Raw genomic sequence first — 18,484 nt, forward strand, 5'->3', positions numbered from 1 at the left:
CAAATAACCATCAAATAAAATTTAAAATCATGTTTGACAAATTATTCAAAAAACAAGAAGAGGTTCAAAGTGAAGCTCCTAAACAATTCTATATAAATGACTATTACGGTCGTTTCACATTAGAAGAAATAGATAATGAAGTTGAAGTTATAAAACTTCAAAAAAGACTCGAAGAGGTTCGTTTAGATTATCGTAATAATCAAGCTAACCATGAAGTAAATCAGGACTTGCGGACTAAAAAGCAAGTGAATTTTTGCCGATTTATGATCGCTAGAATTAATCAGCGTATTGAAGAAGTTCGGGTGATAGAATCTGCAAACAATAGAATATTGCATCTAGTAGCCAAAACACCTGAAAAAAGATGGAAAGCAATCGTTGAACACGTTGCAAAGCTTTATCCAGGAATCAATTTGGAAGAAATCATCTTAAAAACTCAACAATAATGGAAAATAAAAAAATTACCCGTAAAGACCTTGAGATTAAAAAAGGAAAAATCGAAGTTGATTGTATTGTTGTTGATGGCAAAACGATAAATCTTACTCCAGTTGGTCATCGAAGTATTGAAAATTTTATTACACATGAAAATTGTTCTGATTGCGGTGTTGAATTCAAAAAGGATTATTCTTATAGAACAAAGTGTTCTCACTGTATGCTATTGGACGAGATTGAACGTTACAATCAGTTGCAACTAGTTGAATGGGATCGTGTAACGCCACTTTGTATATTTAATGATGACACTTACTTTTTCACGACAGATGATATTATAGAGTATTTAGATGGTGATCCTGATTTAGAAATCGAAGATCTCATGCTTTGTGTTTGCAAAGAATCGTCATTTAAAGAAATTGATTACGATCACTTTGCTGATGAAATTCATGAAGACTGGGAACCAAGTGAAGAAATGGTTTTAAAATTAAAAGAGTTTAACGAGTTTTTACGATCAGAAGCAACTAATACATGGTTTCAAGGTAAACAGCGCGTCACAATCATTAAGGAGGCACTTAATGGATAATAAACTATACAGAAAGGTTATCGCTACAGAGCGATTTCCCCAAAACGAAGGATACTATGCTACTAATAACGGTTCAAGACCTTTCTCAAATCACCTAAATGTTTGGTTGAAAAATGATAATGATAAACCTGTTCAATGGTGGTTGGAGGAAATTAATCTTGATCATATCCAGGATAAACGAGAGTTAACAACGACATTTCTAGTTAACTCAATCAGATTACTAGACGAGCAAGGTGCAAGACATCTTGTAAATGAATTGATTGAAAGATTTCATTTATTACCCACTAAGGAACAAATAAACAAAGTGCGCGATTCTTATTCATGGTGTCACATAAATCCAATTTTTAAGGATGGTTGGCGTTTTGCGGTAAAGTACATTTTAGAAAGCTTGAAAGGAGTATCAAATGATTGATTCTATTCAGTATGAAGACTTTCTGAAATCTAAAATTAGACTTGCTCAACCTGACGGTTTTGACTGTGATCTAAATGAAATTAATCCAGTATTGAAACCTCATAACAAACTAATGGTTAAATGGCTTGTAGAGGGCGGTAGACGTGCATGCTTTGCTTCTTTTGGATTGCACAAGACAGTTACACAATTAGAAACTGTCCGAATTATGCTCACGAAAGTAGGTGGTCGAGGTTTGATCATTGCACCGCTTGGTGTTCGTGCTGAATTCTCCAAAGATGCGGTTAATATACTTGGATGGGAGTGTGGTCCGAAATTCATACGTCGGATTGAGGAAGCGGACGAAACTGGAATCTACATTACCAATTATGAGACTGTTCGCGATGGTAAGTTAGATCCTCGATTGTTCAGCGTTGCCAGTCTTGATGAAGCTTCTGTTCTGCGTGGCCTTGGAGGTTCAAAGACTTTCCGTGAATTTATGAGGTTATTTACAGGTGATGCCGGTGTACATGGTAGCCGCCGAGGTACAGACGTTGTCGCATATCGTTTTGTTGCAACCGCAACACCTTCTCCAAACGATTATATTGAACTATTGGCATATGCTGACTTTTTGGGGATAATGGATATATCTCAAGCGAAAACACGATTTTTCAAACGGGATAGTACAAAAGCTGATAAGCTTACCATCTATTCTCATAAAGTAGAAGAGTTTTGGTTGTGGGTCGCATCCTGGGCATTGTTTGTTTCAAAACCTTCTGATTTAACAGGAAATGAATCTGATGATCAAGGTTACATTTTACCGCCTTTAGATGTTCGTTGGCATGAAATACCAACCGATCACAGTGCTGCAGGTACCGAAAAGAATGGTCAATTTAAAGCATTTGCCGAAACAGCGATCGGACTTGAAGGTTCCGCGAAAGAAAAACGTAAAAGTCTAAAGCAAAGAGTGCATAAAATGTACGAATTGAGTCAAGAAGAAGATGCTCATCTTATTTTATGGCATGATCTGGAAGATGAGCGTAAAATGATTGAAAAGCTTTTTCCTAATAGTAAGTCAGTATTTGGAAGTCAAAAGCTTGAATTAAGAGAGGAGATTGTAATGCAATTTTCTTGCGGTGAATTGGCTCAGATTGCAGCTAAACCTTCAATGCTTGGTTCTGGTACCAATCTTCAAAAACATTGCAGTTGGGCAATTTATTCAGGAATAGGATTTAAATTTAATGACTTCATTCAGTCCATTCACCGCCTTTTAAGATTTGGGCAAACTGGCACTGTGCGAATAGATCTAATCTATACAGAAGCAGAACGTCAAATCAGAAAACAATTAGAAGCTAAATGGAGAAATCACAATATTATGGTAGATAAAATGATTGATATAGTAAAAAAATATGGACTCTCTCAAGCTGCAATGGCCCAGCTGTTGACACGTAAAATGGGAGTTGAAAGAGTAGAAGTAAAGGGAAAGAATTATTCATTTGTCAATAACGATAATATAAAAGAGCTTCCTCGTATTAAAAGTGATAGTATTGGTTTAATATTAACATCAATACCTTTTGCAACACAATACGAGTACTCGCCAAATTATGCTGATTATGGTCATTCTGAGAGTACGGCAGAATTCTTTCAACAAATGGATTATTCCACACCAGAAGCATTAAGGGTTTTAATGCCCGGGAGAATCTGCGCAATACATGTGAAAGACCGCATCATACCTGGAGGGATCAATGGTTTAGGATTCCAAACAACATATCCTTTTCACTTAGATGTGATTCAGCATTATCAAAAACATGGTTTTGCCTTTATCGGTATGAAGACGATTGTCACTGATGTGGTACGTGAAAATAATCAAACCTATCGTCTAGGATGGACAGAACAATGCAAGGACGGTTCAAAGATGGGTGTCGGTATGCCTGAGTATTTATTACTCTTTCGTAAAGCTCCTAGTGATACAACTAATTCTTATGCTGATGTTCCGGTAGTAAAAGAAAAGCGATCTTTTGAGCGTGATAAAGCAAAATGGAATGGTAAAGGATATTCTCGTGCTCGTTGGCAAATGGATGCGCACGGTTTTACGCGATCATCCGGAGATAGATTATTAAATCCTGATGAAGTGTCAAAACTTGAAGCTGATGCAATTTTCAAATTGTTTAAAACACATTCTTTGACTGAGGTTTGGGATTTTGAGCAAGTAGTTGCTATTGCAGAAGGGTTAGAAGCACAAGGAAAATTACCAAGTGGTTTTATGTTGCTGCAACCGCAAAGTTGGTCCGATGATGTTTGGACAGATATAACACGAATGCGAACGCTTAACGGTTCACAATGGAGTTTGGGACGTGAAATGCATGTCTGCCCATTTCAAATCGATATCGTTGAACGTGTGATTGAACAGATGTCAAATCCTGGTGATATCGTGCTAGATTATTTTGCTGGGCTAGGTACCGTACCTTTAGTTGCTATACAGAAAGATCGCAAAGGATTAGGTATAGAGCTTAATCCAATCTATTGGAGCGACGGTGCAAACTACTTAAAGGCTGAGGAATTAAAACAAAGTATTCCTACACTTTTTGATTTAATTCAAAAGTAGCCAAAATAGATACTTTGTCAACTTAATATTAACTTTGATTATTATGGAGCAATACGAACACTTTTGCGCTATTTCTAAGTACTTATTTGGAGAAATAGAGATAGCAGCAACAATGATCCATACACTTAATGATGCAGAAGTAGATTGTGAATATTGGGAGCATTATAAACTTGAATTGCTCCATAAAATTGAAGTTCATTTCGAAAACTTTGAACAAGTTTTATTTGAAAAAGAGAATGTAAAAAATGATGAAGCTATATAAAAATTTCCAAATAAAATGACTAAAGAAACGTACTATTTCAGTCATGATTATGGCTCAAGAAATGACCCTAAACTTGTAAAGGTTTTAATGCGATTAGGTCAAGAAGGAAAAGGTGTGTATTGGGATTTAGTAGAAATGCTATACGAGCAAGGTGGCTACTTAATGATTTCGGATTGCGATAGCTATGCGTTCGCATTACGAACTTCAGAACAGTGCATAGCAAGCCTAATAGATGACTTCGGCCTATTTGAAAATGATGGTGAAAAGTTCTGGTCGAACAGTGTATTGAACAGACTTGACAAGCGTGAGGCTAAATCTTTAAAGGCGAAACAGAGTGCTCTTAAAAGATGGAATAAGACAGATTCTAATGCGAACGCATCCAAAAATCATGCGAACGCATTACCATCGCAATCCGACCCCAATGCTTTAAAGGAAAGGAAAGGAAAAGAAAGTAAAGTAAAGGATAGTATATATATTCCGACAGAGTCGGGAGATTTTGAAAAAGAAGTAGTGAAGTATTTACCAAAAGTACCGTGGGAACAATATTCAGTCTTCGATTTCGACTCTCCAAAAAAAGATTTACTAAATGATGATGAATTTATTTCAAAAACATCAAGTAGTCACAACCTCACAAAAAATCAAACAGAAGAATGGGTGAATAAATTTTTCATCCATATCGAGAAATCAAATGAAGGGCACGCAAACCTTCAAGCACACAGAAAACATTGTACAAACTGGATTAATCTTAAAATTCAAAACGAAAAAAATAATAAAGATGGAAAAACAACATTCAAAGCCGGTCAAAGAACTAATGGTCAAGTACCAACAGGAGGATATTCAAAATTATGATCATATCAATCTCTCTAAAAGTGAAATTGAATCGATCACAAATGAAGCTTTACGTCAAGCTAGAAAATCAAAACATTTTCAAATTGAACGCAAAAAATATTGGGACAAAGTAAACACGCCAGTAACATATCCAGTATTGAATTTAGAGCAAACAAAAGAATTTTTCATGAAGCGAGTTTTAGAATTAAATCCAGATTTCAAAATAACAGAATTCAATATACAAATAATTGATTTGCTTGCTGCATATTTTTCAAAAGATGAAAGTTTTGAAGATGAGGGATTTTCTTTCAAAAAAGGAATTATGTTAGTTGGACCAGTAGGATGCGGTAAAACAACAATCTTAAAAGCATTCGCAGTAAATTCAACCAATCCTTTTTCTTTCACAACAGCCCGTAAAATATCAGACAGCTACCTGTCCAAAGAAAACGGTGGTGAACATACAATTGATAAATTTTCAAATATGATCACCTCTAATCCAAGTTATAATTTTGGATTTAAAAGTATTGGACTCTGTATTGATGACCTTGGTGTCGAAAGTGTGAAAAAGAACTTTGGAAATGAAATTGACGTTGTTGGGGACATCATTTTGAATCGATATGAGCAAGAATTATTCACAACGACACACTTTACTGCCAATATTGGAGGTAATGAGATAGAGCAAGCCTACGGACTTCGTGTCAAATCAAGATTAAGACAGATGTGCAATTTCATTGCATTCGATGAAAATACACCTGATTACAGAAATTAACTATTTAACAAACTTTACATTACACAACTATGACATTGGGATTTATGCAAAAATGGCCAAAGGAAATGGGCATGCAAGATGATAAAACATACTTCATCGAAAAGATAAATTTAGGATTGTTGAAATCAAATCAAAGTAAAGCGATTGATTATGTTGAGAGCCTAGAAGATTATCGATCGAAGTTTGGCAGCAACTGGGATGTGCGATCTTATTTAAAACCAAAGATCCATACGATCAGAAAAGATGAGTCTGAAAGATGGAAACCAGGAATGAAGATTCATTTTGTGGTAAACAACCGATCACCGAATAGATTTCAATTTGCGCCTGTAGTTCAATGTGTGAGTGTTCAAGAATTCAAAATAGAATGGATCAGCGGTGTAGCTTGGGTGACTATTGGTCATAGGTCATTTACCACGTTTAGAAAAACTGACCATGGATACGAATATGGTGAGAACTCAAAAGAATTGGCGTTGAATGACGGTTTTGCCACAGTGGAAGACTTCTTCAAATACTTCAATAAAGATTTCAAAGGAAGCTTAATCCATTGGACTAACCTTTCTTATTAAATTTTTCTAGACTATCAATTTTCAATTTCATCATGTCTATACTATCTTTTAATTTAGTGTTTGAGCTTCTTAAGGTGGCTTTTTCGGTGTCATCTAATTTTGTCGCATTATCTTTTCCTATTTCATACAGCCCAAATGATATCGCGATAAACGATCCAACAATAAATGTCCAAAAACCTCCTGACTTGATTTTCCAAATTGATATTTTTTTGTGGATTATAGTTTCGTTTTCAGCAATAATAGCATTTTGGTTTACTATCTTGGAATTTAAAGTCGCAATTTTTGTTTCTGATTGTTTTATTGCCTCAGCAGCACTAACTACAGCTTTCTTTAAAGTTTCATGCTCTCCTTTGGTAACACTATCATGTTGTTCTATTGCCTTTTTTGCTTTATGGGCTGCAAGTTCAAGGCGATGGTCGTAAACAGCAATTTTAGATTCAAGATGGGAAATCAATGAAGTTATAGAATCATGATAAGGATCCGGAGATGAGGATATAAATGGCTTGAAAAAGGCATTGGCTGGTTTCACAGAAGTGCTATCATATAGATTAAGTTCTCTAAGAGCGTCCATAATCTTTGTCTGAAGATCTCGGGCTTTATCAGGATTTTTTTGCCAGTGGTTCTTAAGAACATTTAATTCATACAAATAATTGTTAAGGGTATTAATATCCATTTCATAAAATTTTAAACAATATACAAAATGAAACCAAACTGGGGAACAGCTTTCGTTAAAAATTTAAAGCAAAATGGTTGGGTACGTCTGGGAGACACGATTAAGCGTACAGATAAGCTTACAGAAGAAGAAAAAGCTCAAATATGCATAAGTACTTCAAAAAAGAAATACAATTCAACAAAGGGCTTAAAAACAGGATGGATTGATGACTATAGAAATTTGAGAAATAAAGAACATCAGAAAGATCCTTTTATTCTTTTTGTCAAGCAAGAATTAGGATTAGATGTGTGGCCTGAGTTCTTTTTCTCAACGGAAAGACTTTACCGCATCGATTATGCAATACCGATTGCAAAAGATGGAAAGATTTTAAAAATTGCTATTGAGCAAGAAGGGGGTATTTGGGCAAAAGGTAATAGTGGCCACAGCTCTGGTGTAGGGATTAAGCGTGATATGGAAAAGAATAATTTATTGCAATCACTAGGTTGGCGACTGATTAGACGGCAACCTAGTGAGATGTTAACACTAGAGACTATCCATTATCTTGAACATTTACTCCATTATTAGTTTCCATATTAATAAAGTCAATCTCCTCAGGATTAACAGTTAATAATCTAACTTTATGAAAGTATTCTAATTCAATATTTCTAAGAGTTTCTTTGTTTATCTCTTTAACATTTGAATTTAGTATTGAAATATTCATTCTTATTCCTTCATCTCTAGATTTAACAAAATGAGTATCAATTTCACATTCTTTAATTAACTTAAGACACAGTTCATATATAAATTTTTCGTTTTTTGCATCTTTTAATTTGGGATATTTTGAATATAAAACTAATATTCTTATGCAAAAATCATAAGCGAAAGATTTAAGTCCAGAAGTATTATCCATGTATGCAAGTATGACATTTTTCATTGAAGTAGAATTTGCTTCAAATGTTTCTTGCACTATAGTATCCTGTTTATCATGGATTTCTTTTAATGACTCAGGTATAAATTCATTTTTAATGTTAGTGATATCGTTATTTAAATTGTCAATTTTCGAATTTATAGGATCTAAAATGTATTTCCATGAGAAGTAACCTATACAAACCAAAACCACAGAGAAACAAAATAGTTGAAAAGCTAATTGATCAGTGAAAAAGTTTGTTTTTATATCAGCTCTGATTATTGTTTGATTCAGTGATTGAATAGAATCTTGTAAAACTGAATGTTTTTTCTCTAGAGCTGTAAACTGACTTTGAAGACCATTTAATTTTTCTGTTAAAGACTCAATAGAAATGCTATCGGGGTTAATAATTTTAGGCATATAAAAAATGAAAAGTTTATAAACAAAAGTATTTAATGTTTTCGAGAAGATCGCAAAGAAAAGTAAAGTAGACTATTTCGCTACTTTGTCAACTTTTCATTATCTTTGACTTGATGAATTATCCTGCGCAAATTATAGTTAATGTATTGCATAGAGAGTTTCCTGATCTGGCGACAAAAGTTATCAATAGAATCAGGGAGCAACTTCCTGATTCTACCTTTCATAACACAGAAATTATTGAAGGCATTGTTGATACTTTTTGTCAAGTTATGGAAGTTACAAAAGCACAACTATACAATGCTGAAATGATAAAGAGCAATACACATATGCGACGTATACTTATCGGTGTAATCATGAAGCTGTATCAGCCTGAATTGATTGTCGGCATGATCGATGGATATCTGGATTCAAGTATAACAAAGCGTCTAATTTTGATATTGAAGATATCAAGGGTTACAATATCCTTTGATGTAAAGCGATCGATTAAATTCTACCAGCTTTACAGCGATTTCAAAGTAGAAGTAGACAATATTTACAATATAATAATTGAGCAATATGGCACAGAAAAAGACGAATGTACAGCCAAAGCAATATGAAAGTAACTTGGGCAAAGAGGGAATGATCAAGACTGATATTTATATCACTAGTCCTAAAACCGTTGTTAGTATTGTTGCGAAACTTGATGACGCCACAAATACCGAATTGAGATTCTTAGTAGATACTTTCTTACAGGAAAAGGGATACTAGGTTTTAACGAAGTCTTTATTCTCAATAACTTGGAAAGAAAAAGCCCTTCCATTTTTTGAAGATCTTTCAAATGTATGATTTTCTCGAAATGAGTTATAAAGCATAATGTAGGAAATGTCAGGGGCAATAGAAAATAAGTTTTTATGCAAATCCTTTAGATTTGTATCAGCATAAAGAACACGTCCATTTTCAACCACAACATAAATCTGCGCTATTCTTTTATTCATAAGTACAAAGGTAATAATTTAACACAGATAAAGGCACATATATTTATCTACATATGGTTGAAGTTAAAACAATTGAAACGAAGTATATATGGCCTAATACTGGCCAGATTAAAGGTTTACCTACGAACCCTAGGTTTATCAAAGACGATAAGTTCGAAAAGCTGAAACAATCTATTTCGGATGATCCTGAATTTATGAAAGTTCGCGAAATAATAGTTTTTCCTTATGCCGGTGCTTACGTTATCATTGGCGGAAATATGAGATTCCGGGCTTGTGTTGATCTCGGTATAAAATCAATTGTTTGCAAAGTTCTTCCTGAAACTACTTCCATTGAGAAACTTAAGGCTTTTTTAATGAAAGATAATATTGCTTTTGGTAGTACTGACTGGAATATGATAGCCAATGAATGGGATGAGGGCCAACTGATAGAATGGGGGATGGATATTCCCGTTTCATTTGGTGATGAAGATCTAAACGATGAAGAAGAAACTAAACTACCAACATCAATAAGTAGGATCACGATTGAATTATCACAAGATGATAATAAAGAGCTTATTAAAGCTCATATAAATGAAATTTTAAGGGAGTTTCCCGAAGCAACTATGAAATAATATGGCAAAGTATAACAAGACATTAGTAAGTGAATTATGCGATCTGTTATCAACGGGCAAGTATACTATTGCTGATTCTTGTAAGATTGTTGGTCTTTCAGAAACACAGTTCTATAAATGGAAAAAAGATAAAGCGGATTTTGCGGAGGCTATTAAAAAGGCTGAATCAAGTAGGCTTGTTTCATTCAAAGAAATGGCTACTTCAGGTTTGGCGAAGCTTTTGGATGTTCATGAATACGAGGAAGTTAGCACTGAGTACGAAAACGACAAAGAGGGTAAACCAGTTATAAAACGACAGAAGCGAGTCAAGAAGAAGATTATGCCAAACCCCACAGCGGTCATCTTCACATTAACGAACTTAGATTCAGAAAACTGGAAAAACCGTCAACAAACCGACCTCACTAATAAGGGCGATAAGTTTGATGGAGGTAGTCCTTTTATGTCAGTCATCATGAACGCTTCAAAGAAGAAAAAGGAAGGTTAAGATGGATGAAGAACTTCAAAAGCAGATCGAAGAAAGATTTATTTTCTATCGGGAAGATCCTGAAGGATGGTCCTACTTTGCCGAAGAAGTTCTAGGGTCAATTCTCGACGATGAACAAAAGAAAATTCTTAATAGCGTTAAGTTAAATAAAATGACATCTGTTGCAAGTGGCACCGCTCGAGGCAAAGATTATATTTCAGCAGTTGCATGCATGTGCTTTATGTATTTAACACCTGTTTGGAATGAAAAAGGGGAATTGGTAGAAAATACAAAAATTGCAATGACTGCGCCTACCGGTAGGCAGGTTCAAAACATTATGGTTCCCGAAATCAGAAGGCTTTACCGTAAAGCAGCTGAACGCGGTTTTCGTTTGCCTGGTCGATTGACGGGTAATGATATTCGTACAGAATGGGAAGAATGGTTTTTGACGGGTTTCAAAGCAGATGACCATAATCACGAGGCTTGGACAGGGTTTCACGCAGCAAACACGATGTTTGTTGTTACAGAGGCATCTGGTATTCCCGAAGGAACATTCTCCGCGATTGAGGGTAATTTGCAAGGTAATTCAAGGATATTGATCGTATTCAACCCGAATACCAATACAGGTTATGCTGCGCAGTCGCAAAAGTCACCTAGATGGGCTAAGTTTCGTTTAAATAGCTTGAATGCACCTAATGTCGTATTGAAAAAAGATATCATCCCTGGGCAAGTGGATTATGCTTGGGTAAAAGATAAGGTTACAGCATGGTGTACGTCTATTCCGAAAGAAGATTTTAAAAAGTCTGAAAATGACTTTGAATGGGAAGACGGTTTTTATCGGCCTAATGACCTATTTAGGATGAAGGTGCTAGGCTGTTTCCCGAAAGTTACGTCAGATACTTTGATCCCACTTCATTGGATTGAGCTTGCAAACGAACGTTGGGTTGAATTCCATAAAACACCATCAGGACAAAGAATTTATAGTTCTGAAGCTAGAATAGGTGTTGATGTTGCTGGTATGGGGCGTGATGATTCTGTTATATGCGATCGTAGAGAAAATATCGTTAAAGAGTTCAAAAACTTTAATAGTGCAGGTGTGGCCGATCATATGAAAGTGGCAGGTATGACAGTTAACATGATGAAAAACGCACAATACCCGATTGCCTTAATAGATACTATTGGCGAAGGTGCTGGAGTTTATAGCCGGTTAGCAGAACTTAATTACGCAGGGTCTGAGGCTCAACGGAAGTTTGGATATGATCAGGTTATCAGCGCGAAGAATAGTAGCGGAGCAAAAGATGAACGTGACAAACCATTAGAAGACTTTACTGGTGAATATACCTTTGCGAATATGCGAGCCTATATGCATTGGGCTGTAAGAGATTGGCTTAACCCTGACAACAATCAGAATGCTATGCTTCCTCCGGATGATGTATTTGCCCAAGAAGCGACAGAAATAAAGTATTCCTTTCGGTCGAATGGTGATATCATCATAGAACCAAAAGAAGATATTATCGAAAGGCTCAAGCGATCGCCTGATAAATGGGATTCTTTAGCATTGACTTTTTATCCAGCAAGAATAACGAAAAACCATATAGAAAATACGGCACCAAAGACCAAATCAAGTTTAGGATTTTATTAATTATGGAAGAAAAAGATTTTTCTCAACTCCTGCAGGGCGCGGATGTTGACAAAGTAAAAGCTCAAATGACTAATAACGCTGAAAGAGTTATTAAAGCATTATCATTTTACAACGCTAATGAGCATACGATAAGCAAAGAGCCAAAAACCAAAAAAGTAGGGACAGAGGATGTTAATAATTGGCCACTATCATTACCAATTCAAAAAAAGATTGTTCAAAGTACTGTTGCTTTTTTAGTGGGTAAACCTATTCGATTGGTTCAAGAAAGTGAAAATACAGAAAAAGCTTTCCAATTTGTTTCAGATGCTTGGAAGGAAATGCGAATGAATTCCAAGCTACTAAACCTTATGACGAAATATTACAGTGAAACAGAAGCTGTAATTATGTTTGTTCCATACAGAGATTCAGGCGCTACCAATGATGATTTGACTATACCAAATACTATTAGGTGCAAAGTTGTTTCAAAGAGCGATAATGAAGATATCTTTTATCGATTTGATGAATATGGAACTTTAAACGCCTGGGCTCGCGGATATCTTGTAAAGACTGGTGGTAATAAAAATGTTGAACATTTTGATGTTGAAACTAAAACGGTTATTTATAAATTTAAAAAGATAGATGGTAAATGGGAAGTAGAAACGAAGCCTAATATTGCAGGAAAGCTTAGTATGGTATTATTTACTCAAGATTATTGGGATTCTTATGATGTTGATCCTTTAATTGAGAGACGAGAGGTTTTGACTAGTGGTAAAGCAAAGAATAATGATGCTACTGGAAATCCTATATTGAAATTAACTGGAAAAGTTGAGAATTTACCAGAGGTTGCTAAATCCGTAAAAGTGGTTCAAATGGAAGTTGGTGGAGAAGCTGAATATTTATATCCGCAAATGTCTGTCGATCTGATCAAAGAAGAGCGTGAGGATTTAAAAGAGCTGATCAATTATTTCACGGATACGCCTGACTTTAGTATGGACAGTATGAAAACGATAGGCACAACGTCAGGTAAGGCTATCGAATTGATGTTTTTCCCTGCTATTCTAAAATCAATTCGTAACCGCATCACTATAGAAGAATTGTTCGATCGAATGATGGAGGTTATTAAAAATCTGTTAGTAAAGGTAAATCCTAATGATACTGTTTTAAAAACTGAAATGGCATCTTTAAAAATTAAGTTCGAGTTTACGAGTCCTTTGCCAGAAAATGAAGCAGATCTTATTGATATGCTTAATGCAGCGACTGGAGGTAAGGCAACATTAAGTCAGGAAGAAGCTGCAGGGATGAATCCATTGACAAAAGATGGTAAGTCAAATTGGGAAAAATTAAAGGCTGAAAACATCAGTACTTTTGATGAATAAGTAGCCAAAATAGAGTTTTTGTCTATTTTTTTTCAAAATCTCTTGTTTTGTTAATATATGTGCGTATATTTACAATATCATATTTTAAATAGGGGTTTATAATAGGTTTTAGTTGATTATGTGCGCTGTCGTGAGATACCGCACACTTGGACTCTTAGCTCAGTTGGTAGAGCGCTGCATTGAAGATGCAGAGGTCATTGGTTCGATTCCAATAGATTCCACGAGTCTCTTGGGTATTGGCAATGAAATAACATTGACAGAGACTTTCAAATTAAACATTACCCTTCGATTTGTTCATAATTTAGGTTTATAATTGGTTTAGCCGTGGGGTCTCTCCCCGTTTTCCCACGGCTTCTTTATTAACCTGGATTATAAAAGAAACTTAAAAACCATTTAAATGTACGATTCAACTATATCAGTTCTTCTCAATGGCTCTATTTACTCTTTTAAAAGAAAAATAGAGGCTTATAAGTTATTAGCAATCGTCAAAAGAATGTTTAAAATATACCTAAGAACAACAGAATTCAAAGTAATTACGATGATTGAATTTGTAGCTAAGAAGCCTATAAAAAGTAAATTTTATGCTTAAAAAATTAAAGAGAAACGCTCGAAAAGGAATGTATAAGCATTTATATGCTGATCCGTACTACCTGATGGTGTCACAGCCAAATTATTATAAACAGCAAACCAGCAACGATTAGAAGAAATGGCCAAAAGAAATTTAATAATTGCAATCTTAGTGTGTGTAATCACATCTATACTCGCAAGCCTTGAATACGAGGTTAAGCTTACATGGTGCTTTGTTAGCTCCTGTGTTGTTGTATTATTCGTTTACGGTTTCTCTTTTATGACTGAAGATATCAATAAACCCTATAAAAAATGAAAAGGTATTTTATAGTTTTTTACAACTGGTCCAATAAGGGGAGCAAACATGGATTTGGCTCTGCGTCAATAACTAGTGTCGGATATATTAATTGTCTAAAAACATTAGAAGACATTAAGCACGGAATTAATGAAAGTGGCGATTTGTCTGTGGTAATTACCAACATCATCGAGCTAAATGAAAACGATTTTAAAGAATTTATTAGATGAAACCACAAGAATTAAGAATAGGAAATTTAGTTATACTTAACGTAGCGAATGTTAATCATTATGGTCAGATCCATTCACTTACACCAAGTCACCTTTTAATAGGTGACGGCATAAAATGTGATTATTGTGATTTGGATCCTATAATTACAAGCGAGGAACTATTAATAAAGTTAGGAGCTACAAAATTCCCAGATGGTCAATCTCTTTTATTGAATAATAGACTAATTGGATATAGACAATGCAGTAATGTATTTTATGATAAATCCACGGGTATCAATATTCAATTCGTACACAAACTTCAAAACCTTTTTTACGAACTAACTGGAGAAGAATTGGAGGTTAAGCTATGAGAATGAAAGAAAGCGTTAAAATCATGTCAGGCATTATAGTATCAGTTTGTATTGCAATATTATTCTATTCGTTTATTCCGATTTTTGGATTTGTATATCTAGTATTGTTTACATTGTTTTTGGGCTTAGTAATGTTGCAAGAATTGAAATAAACTATGAGAAAGATTGTAATAATAGGTAGTGGATTGACAGGATGTCAATTGTTAACAAAAACTTTAATTCATAATGATCTCAGCCGATTATCAAAATTAACACAGATAGAATTAATCGATTTATGCGATGCAGTAGAAAAATATCAATCATTGTCACTAAATAGGAAATTGGATAAAATAGTCTTAACATCGATTAGATCTTGTATTCCAGATTTAGGACCATATAGAGAAAAGAAGCCTAAATACCGCCAACAACACAAACTTGCACAAAGGAATTATAGGAGGAAATAACAATGAAACACATTATAACACTTCTACAGGTGATCTTTTGGGTTGTAATCGATACTGGTCTTTTTATTTATTTCCTTGAATGGAACATGTATTTGAAGTATCCAGGACATTCTTTCAAAAAGAAAAACGGTATAGTTTCTTTTATAAATAATTATGAACGCAATAGTGGAGTAAGACATCTCGATAATAAGTATAAAGCAGCATTTCTATTATGAGACCAATCGATTTTAAACAAGCGAACGTAACGTTCAACAAACCTACTACGATGGATGACAGCGAATGTCTTCCTATACAAGCTTATGTAGGGCAGGATGTAAATGGCAATCCACATGTCAATACTGTATGGCAACCAAGTAAAGAGGATATCGAAGCTATTAATGCAGGTAGACCGATTGTTGTCTGCGTTTTAGGTACTGGATTACCACCAATGTCATTATTTACTTATGATCAAGAGGGAAATAGTAATGAGTAGATAATAAAAATGAAATTTCCATTATCTTGACATCAAATATTTCATATTTTTGTGAAAATTATTACGAATTATGGAAAAAATTAAAGTTATTGGTAAGCAGGCTGTTATTTTGCTGCTGAGTGGAATTTTTGTAAGTGCTTTTTGGGACTTTTTAATTAAAGATACTTTCGTTCGAATTGGAAAGTGGTTAGTTGAGTTTTCTTCGAATTTCTCCAACACATTTACAGATTTTATATATACCAGTTTCAGCTCATCTGATATGATATTTACTATTTTTCCATCACTAGTTATATTTATTGGAATAATAGTAATCATTACTTTTAGGTTGCTAAGTGTTTTATATCGGATGAGAAAATCTAACTTAATACTTGTGACTGCCGATACAGATGAACAGTCATTAGAAAGCGAATCAAAATTAATTAAAGCAGATAGAGTGTTTTTTAAATATTTACCTCGTGTTAATTTAGTTCTTTATTTCATTTCTCTAATTTCGTATACTTTATTTTTTTCTATGTTGATCTTTCAAAATAGTCTAAAAACGGTATCAGAGAGGAATTTAGGTATTTTGAAGCCATATTTTACAACTAATAAATATGATCTTTTGTATTCAGAATATCTACAAATTAGAACTAAAAATGACTTTAAAGAATTCCAGATTCAATTAGAGAAAATAGCGAAAACTCAAAATATAAAAATCAAAGACCCTAGCAATTAGAATTAATGATGGCTTAATGGCAAAATTCGTTTTTAACAATGAAAAATACAGACCGCATCAATAAAGCTTACGAGCAAAAGCATTTGGCTAATATTAAGCGCAATCAAAATAAGGTTAGAAAATCTTATCAAAAGGCGATCAATAAAATATATTCGGGTTTAATACTGCCTAAAAAAAAAGATAGCTTCAATATTGAAAGATTACCGCAGCTTAATAATATGCTGAATGAAGTACTTGCAGAATGGCAGGACAATTTTTTGACGATTATGGTTAATGGTGTTCATGAAGCTTGGAATCTATCTGAAATTAAAATAGATGAGATATTGAGTCAATTTACAGTTGGCCGCTCTATTTCACCTTTGATACAACAAGCTTTATCTTCAAGGAATACAGGTGCTTTGCAAGCTTTCTTAAAGAGGACCAGCAGTAAAGATGGTCTTAATTTGTCACAAAGAGTGTGGAATTACTCAAATCAATTTAGATACGAGATTGAGAATAACATGGCCATGGGTATAAGTGAAGGAAAGTCAGCTGCAGAAATAGCACGAGATCAAAAAAAATACCTTCAAGAGCCCGATCGATTATTTAGAAGAATTCGTGATTTTAATGGGAATTTAGTTTTGAGCAAAGCAGCTAAAGCTTATTCACCTGGTCAAGGAGTTTATCGATCATCTTACAAAAATGCGTTGCGGTTAACACGTACTGAAACAAATATTGCATATAGATCAGCTGATAATGATCGATATTCTCAATCTGAGATTATTCTTGGTTATGAGGTCCAATTATCAGCTAGACATCCAACTTTTGACATTTGTGATCATCTAAAAGGTAAGTATCCGAAAGATTTTAAATTTATTGGTTGGCATCCCCAATGTATCTGCTATACTGTTCCGGTTCTGCCTTCAGCCGCTGAATATGACAAATTTGAAGACGCTTTATTGTCAGGCGGATCTTATAAAATGCAAGGTCAAATAAACAACGTACCCAGTGAGTTAACCAAGTACGTTCAGGATAATAGTAAAATGCTGAAAGGTCTCAAAAGTGTTCCATATTGGATAAAAGATAATAAGATTAAGATTTAAGTTTTAAAGCTGATAAATTGGCAAATTTAGATACTATTCGCAAATTTGTATTTGCGTTATGAAATTCAATAAAACTATTTTTAATATCCAAGTTTGTAAAATAAACATCAGTTTCATTGTCTTTCGATCGATTTGAAATACTTTGTAGCAGTAGATCCTTATCATTGTTTTCTAGCCAATTTAAGTAAAGTTCATTAAATGTCAGGTCGTAATGATCTACATGAACGTTGTCATAAGTCAACAGGACATCACTAATCGGGCAAACTGTTTCAGAGGAAATAAAGTTTTTTCTACGAAAATCGATTACAATGTCACGAATAGATGTTCTGCATGCGACTTTAATGTCGAAATATTTATCAACTGGGCTAATTGACTGAATATATGAAATATCAGTTGTAGAACCGTCTATTCTATTTAAAACGAAGCATCTAGTTCCATGAGTCTGTGTTTTAATAGTTGATATAAATTCGATACCACAACCTTTTTTAATCAACCAATCTGGGTGGTTTTGAAAAATGCTAAGGAGAAAATCAACTTCTTCCAAATTTGAGACAATCGTTCCGACAGGATATTTATTTAAAATATCCTTTGCTTTAACCTTTAAGTTTGATTTATTCATTCTTTTGAAGTTACTAATTTGTTTCTGAAACTGAAATAATGAATTTATCGATGGAAATGCACAATAAATTTGACCATTGAACAACAGTTTTTACCGCAACTGATTCAACCATAATTCCCATGAACCGAAATCTCAAAGTATAATAACCTTGATAATTTTTATCAGGAAGCAACCAGTATTCAGGCTTTTCGATGATCTCCAAGTTCTGAATATTTAATTGATCATTGAAGTAGCTGATTTCTTTCTCCGTCAACATA

At 34.2% G+C, this 18,484-nt stretch carries 26 protein-coding genes and 1 tRNA gene; 22 read left to right on the forward strand and 5 right to left on the reverse strand.

What is annotated here, in order from left to right; genetic code table 11:
• Positions 1–29 precede the first annotated feature (29 nt).
• The 8 genes from B3P23_RS08985 to B3P23_RS09020 are packed head-to-tail and all read left to right on the forward strand — an operon-like array spanning position 30 to position 6,430.
• Positions 30–443: a hypothetical protein gene (locus tag B3P23_RS08985; protein ID WP_293925427.1), complete on the forward strand. Its 414-nt coding sequence runs from the start codon at positions 30–32 to the stop codon at positions 441–443.
• Positions 443–1,012, forward strand: a complete 570-nt coding sequence (locus B3P23_RS08990; protein ID WP_293925428.1) for a hypothetical protein — start codon at positions 443–445, stop codon at positions 1,010–1,012. Before B3P23_RS08985 ends, B3P23_RS08990 begins: the two co-directional genes overlap by 1 nt.
• Entirely contained in the window at positions 1,005–1,424 is a 420-nt protein-coding gene (locus B3P23_RS08995; RefSeq protein ID WP_293925429.1) for a hypothetical protein, read from the forward strand. Before B3P23_RS08990 ends, B3P23_RS08995 begins: the two co-directional genes overlap by 8 nt.
• A complete protein-coding gene (locus B3P23_RS09000; protein ID WP_293925430.1) occupies positions 1,417–4,005 on the forward strand; it encodes a DNA methyltransferase in 2,589 nt (862 codons plus the stop codon). Before B3P23_RS08995 ends, B3P23_RS09000 begins: the two co-directional genes overlap by 8 nt.
• Positions 4,006–4,048: 43 nt before the next feature.
• Positions 4,049–4,267, forward strand: a complete 219-nt coding sequence (locus B3P23_RS09005) for a hypothetical protein (protein WP_293925431.1) — start codon at positions 4,049–4,051, stop codon at positions 4,265–4,267.
• A 15-nt stretch (positions 4,268–4,282) separates the two neighbouring features.
• The gene (locus B3P23_RS09010; protein ID WP_293925432.1) at positions 4,283–5,116 is read left to right on the forward strand and encodes a Lin1244/Lin1753 domain-containing protein; all 834 of its coding nucleotides are present in this window, start codon (positions 4,283–4,285) and stop codon (positions 5,114–5,116) included.
• Positions 5,043–5,864: a hypothetical protein gene (locus B3P23_RS09015; protein ID WP_293925433.1), complete on the forward strand. Its 822-nt coding sequence runs from the start codon at positions 5,043–5,045 to the stop codon at positions 5,862–5,864. Before B3P23_RS09010 ends, B3P23_RS09015 begins: the two co-directional genes overlap by 74 nt.
• A gap of 44 nt (positions 5,865–5,908) precedes the next feature.
• A complete protein-coding gene (locus B3P23_RS09020; RefSeq protein WP_293925434.1) occupies positions 5,909–6,430 on the forward strand; it encodes a hypothetical protein in 522 nt (173 codons plus the stop codon).
• On the opposite strand, the gene B3P23_RS09025 is transcribed toward B3P23_RS09020, so the two are convergent.
• Positions 6,414–7,103 (reverse strand): hypothetical protein, encoded by a 690-nt coding sequence (locus B3P23_RS09025; protein WP_293925435.1) that lies wholly within the window; start codon positions 7,101–7,103, stop codon positions 6,414–6,416. The two genes, B3P23_RS09020 and B3P23_RS09025, sit on opposite strands and share 17 nt — an antisense overlap.
• 27 nt (positions 7,104–7,130) lie before the next feature.
• Between B3P23_RS09025 and B3P23_RS09030 the strand changes: the two genes are divergently transcribed.
• Positions 7,131–7,667, forward strand: a complete 537-nt coding sequence (locus B3P23_RS09030; RefSeq protein ID WP_293925436.1) for a hypothetical protein — start codon at positions 7,131–7,133, stop codon at positions 7,665–7,667.
• Here the strand turns inward: B3P23_RS09030 and B3P23_RS09035 are convergent.
• On the reverse strand, positions 7,633–8,409 hold the full coding sequence (locus B3P23_RS09035; protein WP_293925437.1) for a hypothetical protein: 777 nt from the start codon (positions 8,407–8,409) through the stop codon (positions 7,633–7,635). The genes B3P23_RS09030 and B3P23_RS09035 overlap by 35 nt on opposite strands.
• A 113-nt stretch (positions 8,410–8,522) precedes the next feature.
• Between B3P23_RS09035 and B3P23_RS09040 the strand changes: the two genes are divergently transcribed.
• Both B3P23_RS09040 and B3P23_RS09045 read left to right on the forward strand, forming a co-directional pair.
• A complete protein-coding gene (locus B3P23_RS09040) occupies positions 8,523–9,005 on the forward strand; it encodes a hypothetical protein (protein ID WP_293925438.1) in 483 nt (160 codons plus the stop codon).
• Positions 8,965–9,156 (forward strand): hypothetical protein, encoded by a 192-nt coding sequence (locus B3P23_RS09045; RefSeq protein ID WP_293925439.1) that lies wholly within the window; start codon positions 8,965–8,967, stop codon positions 9,154–9,156. The genes B3P23_RS09040 and B3P23_RS09045 overlap by 41 nt, the downstream gene beginning before the upstream one ends.
• On the opposite strand, the gene B3P23_RS09050 is transcribed toward B3P23_RS09045, so the two are convergent.
• Positions 9,153–9,383 carry a hypothetical protein gene (locus B3P23_RS09050; protein ID WP_293925440.1) on the reverse strand — a complete coding sequence of 77 codons (231 nt, stop codon included), beginning with the start codon at positions 9,381–9,383 and terminating at the stop codon, positions 9,153–9,155. The two genes, B3P23_RS09045 and B3P23_RS09050, sit on opposite strands and share 4 nt — an antisense overlap.
• Before the next feature lie 53 nt (positions 9,384–9,436).
• On the opposite strand from B3P23_RS09050, the gene B3P23_RS09055 reads away from it, so the two are divergent.
• From B3P23_RS09055 to B3P23_RS09105, 11 genes are all read left to right on the forward strand, one after another.
• Positions 9,437–9,994 carry a ParB/RepB/Spo0J family partition protein gene (locus tag B3P23_RS09055; RefSeq protein ID WP_293925441.1) on the forward strand — a complete coding sequence of 186 codons (558 nt, stop codon included), beginning with the start codon at positions 9,437–9,439 and terminating at the stop codon, positions 9,992–9,994.
• A 1-nt stretch (position 9,995) separates the two neighbouring features.
• Complete coding sequence (locus B3P23_RS09060) at positions 9,996–10,478, forward strand: helix-turn-helix domain-containing protein (protein ID WP_293925442.1); 483 nt, start codon at positions 9,996–9,998, stop codon at positions 10,476–10,478.
• Between the two features lies 1 nt (position 10,479).
• Positions 10,480–12,099 carry a hypothetical protein gene (locus B3P23_RS09065; protein ID WP_293925443.1) on the forward strand — a complete coding sequence of 540 codons (1,620 nt, stop codon included), beginning with the start codon at positions 10,480–10,482 and terminating at the stop codon, positions 12,097–12,099.
• A gap of 2 nt (positions 12,100–12,101) precedes the next feature.
• Positions 12,102–13,454: a phage portal protein gene (locus B3P23_RS09070; protein ID WP_293925444.1), complete on the forward strand. Its 1,353-nt coding sequence runs from the start codon at positions 12,102–12,104 to the stop codon at positions 13,452–13,454.
• Positions 13,455–13,602: 148 nt separating this feature from the next.
• A tRNA-Phe gene (locus B3P23_RS09075) sits at positions 13,603–13,675 on the forward strand.
• A gap of 867 nt (positions 13,676–14,542) precedes the next feature.
• On the forward strand, positions 14,543–14,896 hold the full coding sequence (locus B3P23_RS09080) for a hypothetical protein (RefSeq protein ID WP_293925445.1): 354 nt from the start codon (positions 14,543–14,545) through the stop codon (positions 14,894–14,896).
• Positions 14,897–15,051: 155 nt separating this feature from the next.
• Complete coding sequence (locus B3P23_RS09085) at positions 15,052–15,339, forward strand: hypothetical protein (RefSeq protein ID WP_293925446.1); 288 nt, start codon at positions 15,052–15,054, stop codon at positions 15,337–15,339.
• 2 nt (positions 15,340–15,341) lie between these two features.
• Positions 15,342–15,554, forward strand: coding sequence for a hypothetical protein (locus tag B3P23_RS09090; protein WP_293925447.1), 213 nt, complete (start codon positions 15,342–15,344; stop codon positions 15,552–15,554).
• On the forward strand, positions 15,551–15,811 hold the full coding sequence (locus B3P23_RS09095; protein ID WP_293925448.1) for a hypothetical protein: 261 nt from the start codon (positions 15,551–15,553) through the stop codon (positions 15,809–15,811). The genes B3P23_RS09090 and B3P23_RS09095 overlap by 4 nt, the downstream gene beginning before the upstream one ends.
• 70 nt (positions 15,812–15,881) lie before the next feature.
• Entirely contained in the window at positions 15,882–16,526 is a 645-nt protein-coding gene (locus B3P23_RS09100; protein ID WP_293925449.1) for a hypothetical protein, read from the forward strand.
• A gap of 38 nt (positions 16,527–16,564) precedes the next feature.
• Complete coding sequence (locus tag B3P23_RS09105) at positions 16,565–17,608, forward strand: hypothetical protein (protein WP_293925450.1); 1,044 nt, start codon at positions 16,565–16,567, stop codon at positions 17,606–17,608.
• On the opposite strand, the gene B3P23_RS09110 is transcribed toward B3P23_RS09105, so the two are convergent.
• Positions 17,598–18,227: a DCL family protein gene (locus tag B3P23_RS09110; protein WP_293925451.1), complete on the reverse strand. Its 630-nt coding sequence runs from the start codon at positions 18,225–18,227 to the stop codon at positions 17,598–17,600. The genes B3P23_RS09105 and B3P23_RS09110 overlap by 11 nt on opposite strands.
• 13 nt (positions 18,228–18,240) lie before the next feature.
• Positions 18,241–18,483, reverse strand: a complete 243-nt coding sequence (locus B3P23_RS09115; RefSeq protein WP_293925452.1) for a hypothetical protein — start codon at positions 18,481–18,483, stop codon at positions 18,241–18,243.
• Position 18,484 lies beyond the last annotated feature (1 nt).

The sequence above is a fragment of the Sphingobacterium sp. UBA6320 genome (genome assembly GCF_002440335.1).
Taxonomy (GTDB): domain Bacteria; phylum Bacteroidota; class Bacteroidia; order Sphingobacteriales; family Sphingobacteriaceae; genus Sphingobacterium.

What these genes read in the sequence shown, in the direction of transcription:
- B3P23_RS08985 (WP_293925427.1), top strand. Translation starts at nt 30, where the DNA reads ATGTTTGACAAATTATTCAAAAAACAAGAAGAGGTTCAAAGTGAAGCT.
- B3P23_RS08990 (WP_293925428.1), top strand. Translation starts at nt 443, where the DNA reads ATGGAAAATAAAAAAATTACCCGTAAAGACCTTGAGATTAAAAAAGGA.
- B3P23_RS08995 (WP_293925429.1), top strand. Translation starts at nt 1,005, where the DNA reads ATGGATAATAAACTATACAGAAAGGTTATCGCTACAGAGCGATTTCCC.
- B3P23_RS09000 (WP_293925430.1), top strand. Translation starts at nt 1,417, where the DNA reads ATGATTGATTCTATTCAGTATGAAGACTTTCTGAAATCTAAAATTAGA.
- B3P23_RS09005 (WP_293925431.1), top strand. Translation starts at nt 4,049, where the DNA reads ATGGAGCAATACGAACACTTTTGCGCTATTTCTAAGTACTTATTTGGA.
- B3P23_RS09010 (WP_293925432.1), top strand. Translation starts at nt 4,283, where the DNA reads ATGACTAAAGAAACGTACTATTTCAGTCATGATTATGGCTCAAGAAAT.
- B3P23_RS09015 (WP_293925433.1), top strand. Translation starts at nt 5,043, where the DNA reads ATGGAAAAACAACATTCAAAGCCGGTCAAAGAACTAATGGTCAAGTAC.
- B3P23_RS09020 (WP_293925434.1), top strand. Translation starts at nt 5,909, where the DNA reads ATGCAAAAATGGCCAAAGGAAATGGGCATGCAAGATGATAAAACATAC.
- B3P23_RS09025 (WP_293925435.1), bottom strand. Translation starts at nt 7,103, where the DNA reads ATGGATATTAATACCCTTAACAATTATTTGTATGAATTAAATGTTCTT.
- B3P23_RS09030 (WP_293925436.1), top strand. Translation starts at nt 7,131, where the DNA reads ATGAAACCAAACTGGGGAACAGCTTTCGTTAAAAATTTAAAGCAAAAT.
- B3P23_RS09035 (WP_293925437.1), bottom strand. Translation starts at nt 8,409, where the DNA reads ATGCCTAAAATTATTAACCCCGATAGCATTTCTATTGAGTCTTTAACA.
- B3P23_RS09040 (WP_293925438.1), top strand. Translation starts at nt 8,523, where the DNA reads ATGAATTATCCTGCGCAAATTATAGTTAATGTATTGCATAGAGAGTTT.
- B3P23_RS09045 (WP_293925439.1), top strand. Translation starts at nt 8,965, where the DNA reads ATGGCACAGAAAAAGACGAATGTACAGCCAAAGCAATATGAAAGTAAC.
- B3P23_RS09050 (WP_293925440.1), bottom strand. Translation starts at nt 9,383, where the DNA reads ATGAATAAAAGAATAGCGCAGATTTATGTTGTGGTTGAAAATGGACGT.
- B3P23_RS09055 (WP_293925441.1), top strand. Translation starts at nt 9,437, where the DNA reads ATGGTTGAAGTTAAAACAATTGAAACGAAGTATATATGGCCTAATACT.
- B3P23_RS09060 (WP_293925442.1), top strand. Translation starts at nt 9,996, where the DNA reads ATGGCAAAGTATAACAAGACATTAGTAAGTGAATTATGCGATCTGTTA.
- B3P23_RS09065 (WP_293925443.1), top strand. Translation starts at nt 10,480, where the DNA reads ATGGATGAAGAACTTCAAAAGCAGATCGAAGAAAGATTTATTTTCTAT.
- B3P23_RS09070 (WP_293925444.1), top strand. Translation starts at nt 12,102, where the DNA reads ATGGAAGAAAAAGATTTTTCTCAACTCCTGCAGGGCGCGGATGTTGAC.
- B3P23_RS09080 (WP_293925445.1), top strand. Translation starts at nt 14,543, where the DNA reads ATGAAACCACAAGAATTAAGAATAGGAAATTTAGTTATACTTAACGTA.
- B3P23_RS09085 (WP_293925446.1), top strand. Translation starts at nt 15,052, where the DNA reads ATGAGAAAGATTGTAATAATAGGTAGTGGATTGACAGGATGTCAATTG.
- B3P23_RS09090 (WP_293925447.1), top strand. Translation starts at nt 15,342, where the DNA reads ATGAAACACATTATAACACTTCTACAGGTGATCTTTTGGGTTGTAATC.
- B3P23_RS09095 (WP_293925448.1), top strand. Translation starts at nt 15,551, where the DNA reads ATGAGACCAATCGATTTTAAACAAGCGAACGTAACGTTCAACAAACCT.
- B3P23_RS09100 (WP_293925449.1), top strand. Translation starts at nt 15,882, where the DNA reads ATGGAAAAAATTAAAGTTATTGGTAAGCAGGCTGTTATTTTGCTGCTG.
- B3P23_RS09105 (WP_293925450.1), top strand. Translation starts at nt 16,565, where the DNA reads ATGAAAAATACAGACCGCATCAATAAAGCTTACGAGCAAAAGCATTTG.
- B3P23_RS09110 (WP_293925451.1), bottom strand. Translation starts at nt 18,227, where the DNA reads ATGAATAAATCAAACTTAAAGGTTAAAGCAAAGGATATTTTAAATAAA.
- B3P23_RS09115 (WP_293925452.1), bottom strand. Translation starts at nt 18,483, where the DNA reads ATGTTGACGGAGAAAGAAATCAGCTACTTCAATGATCAATTAAATATT.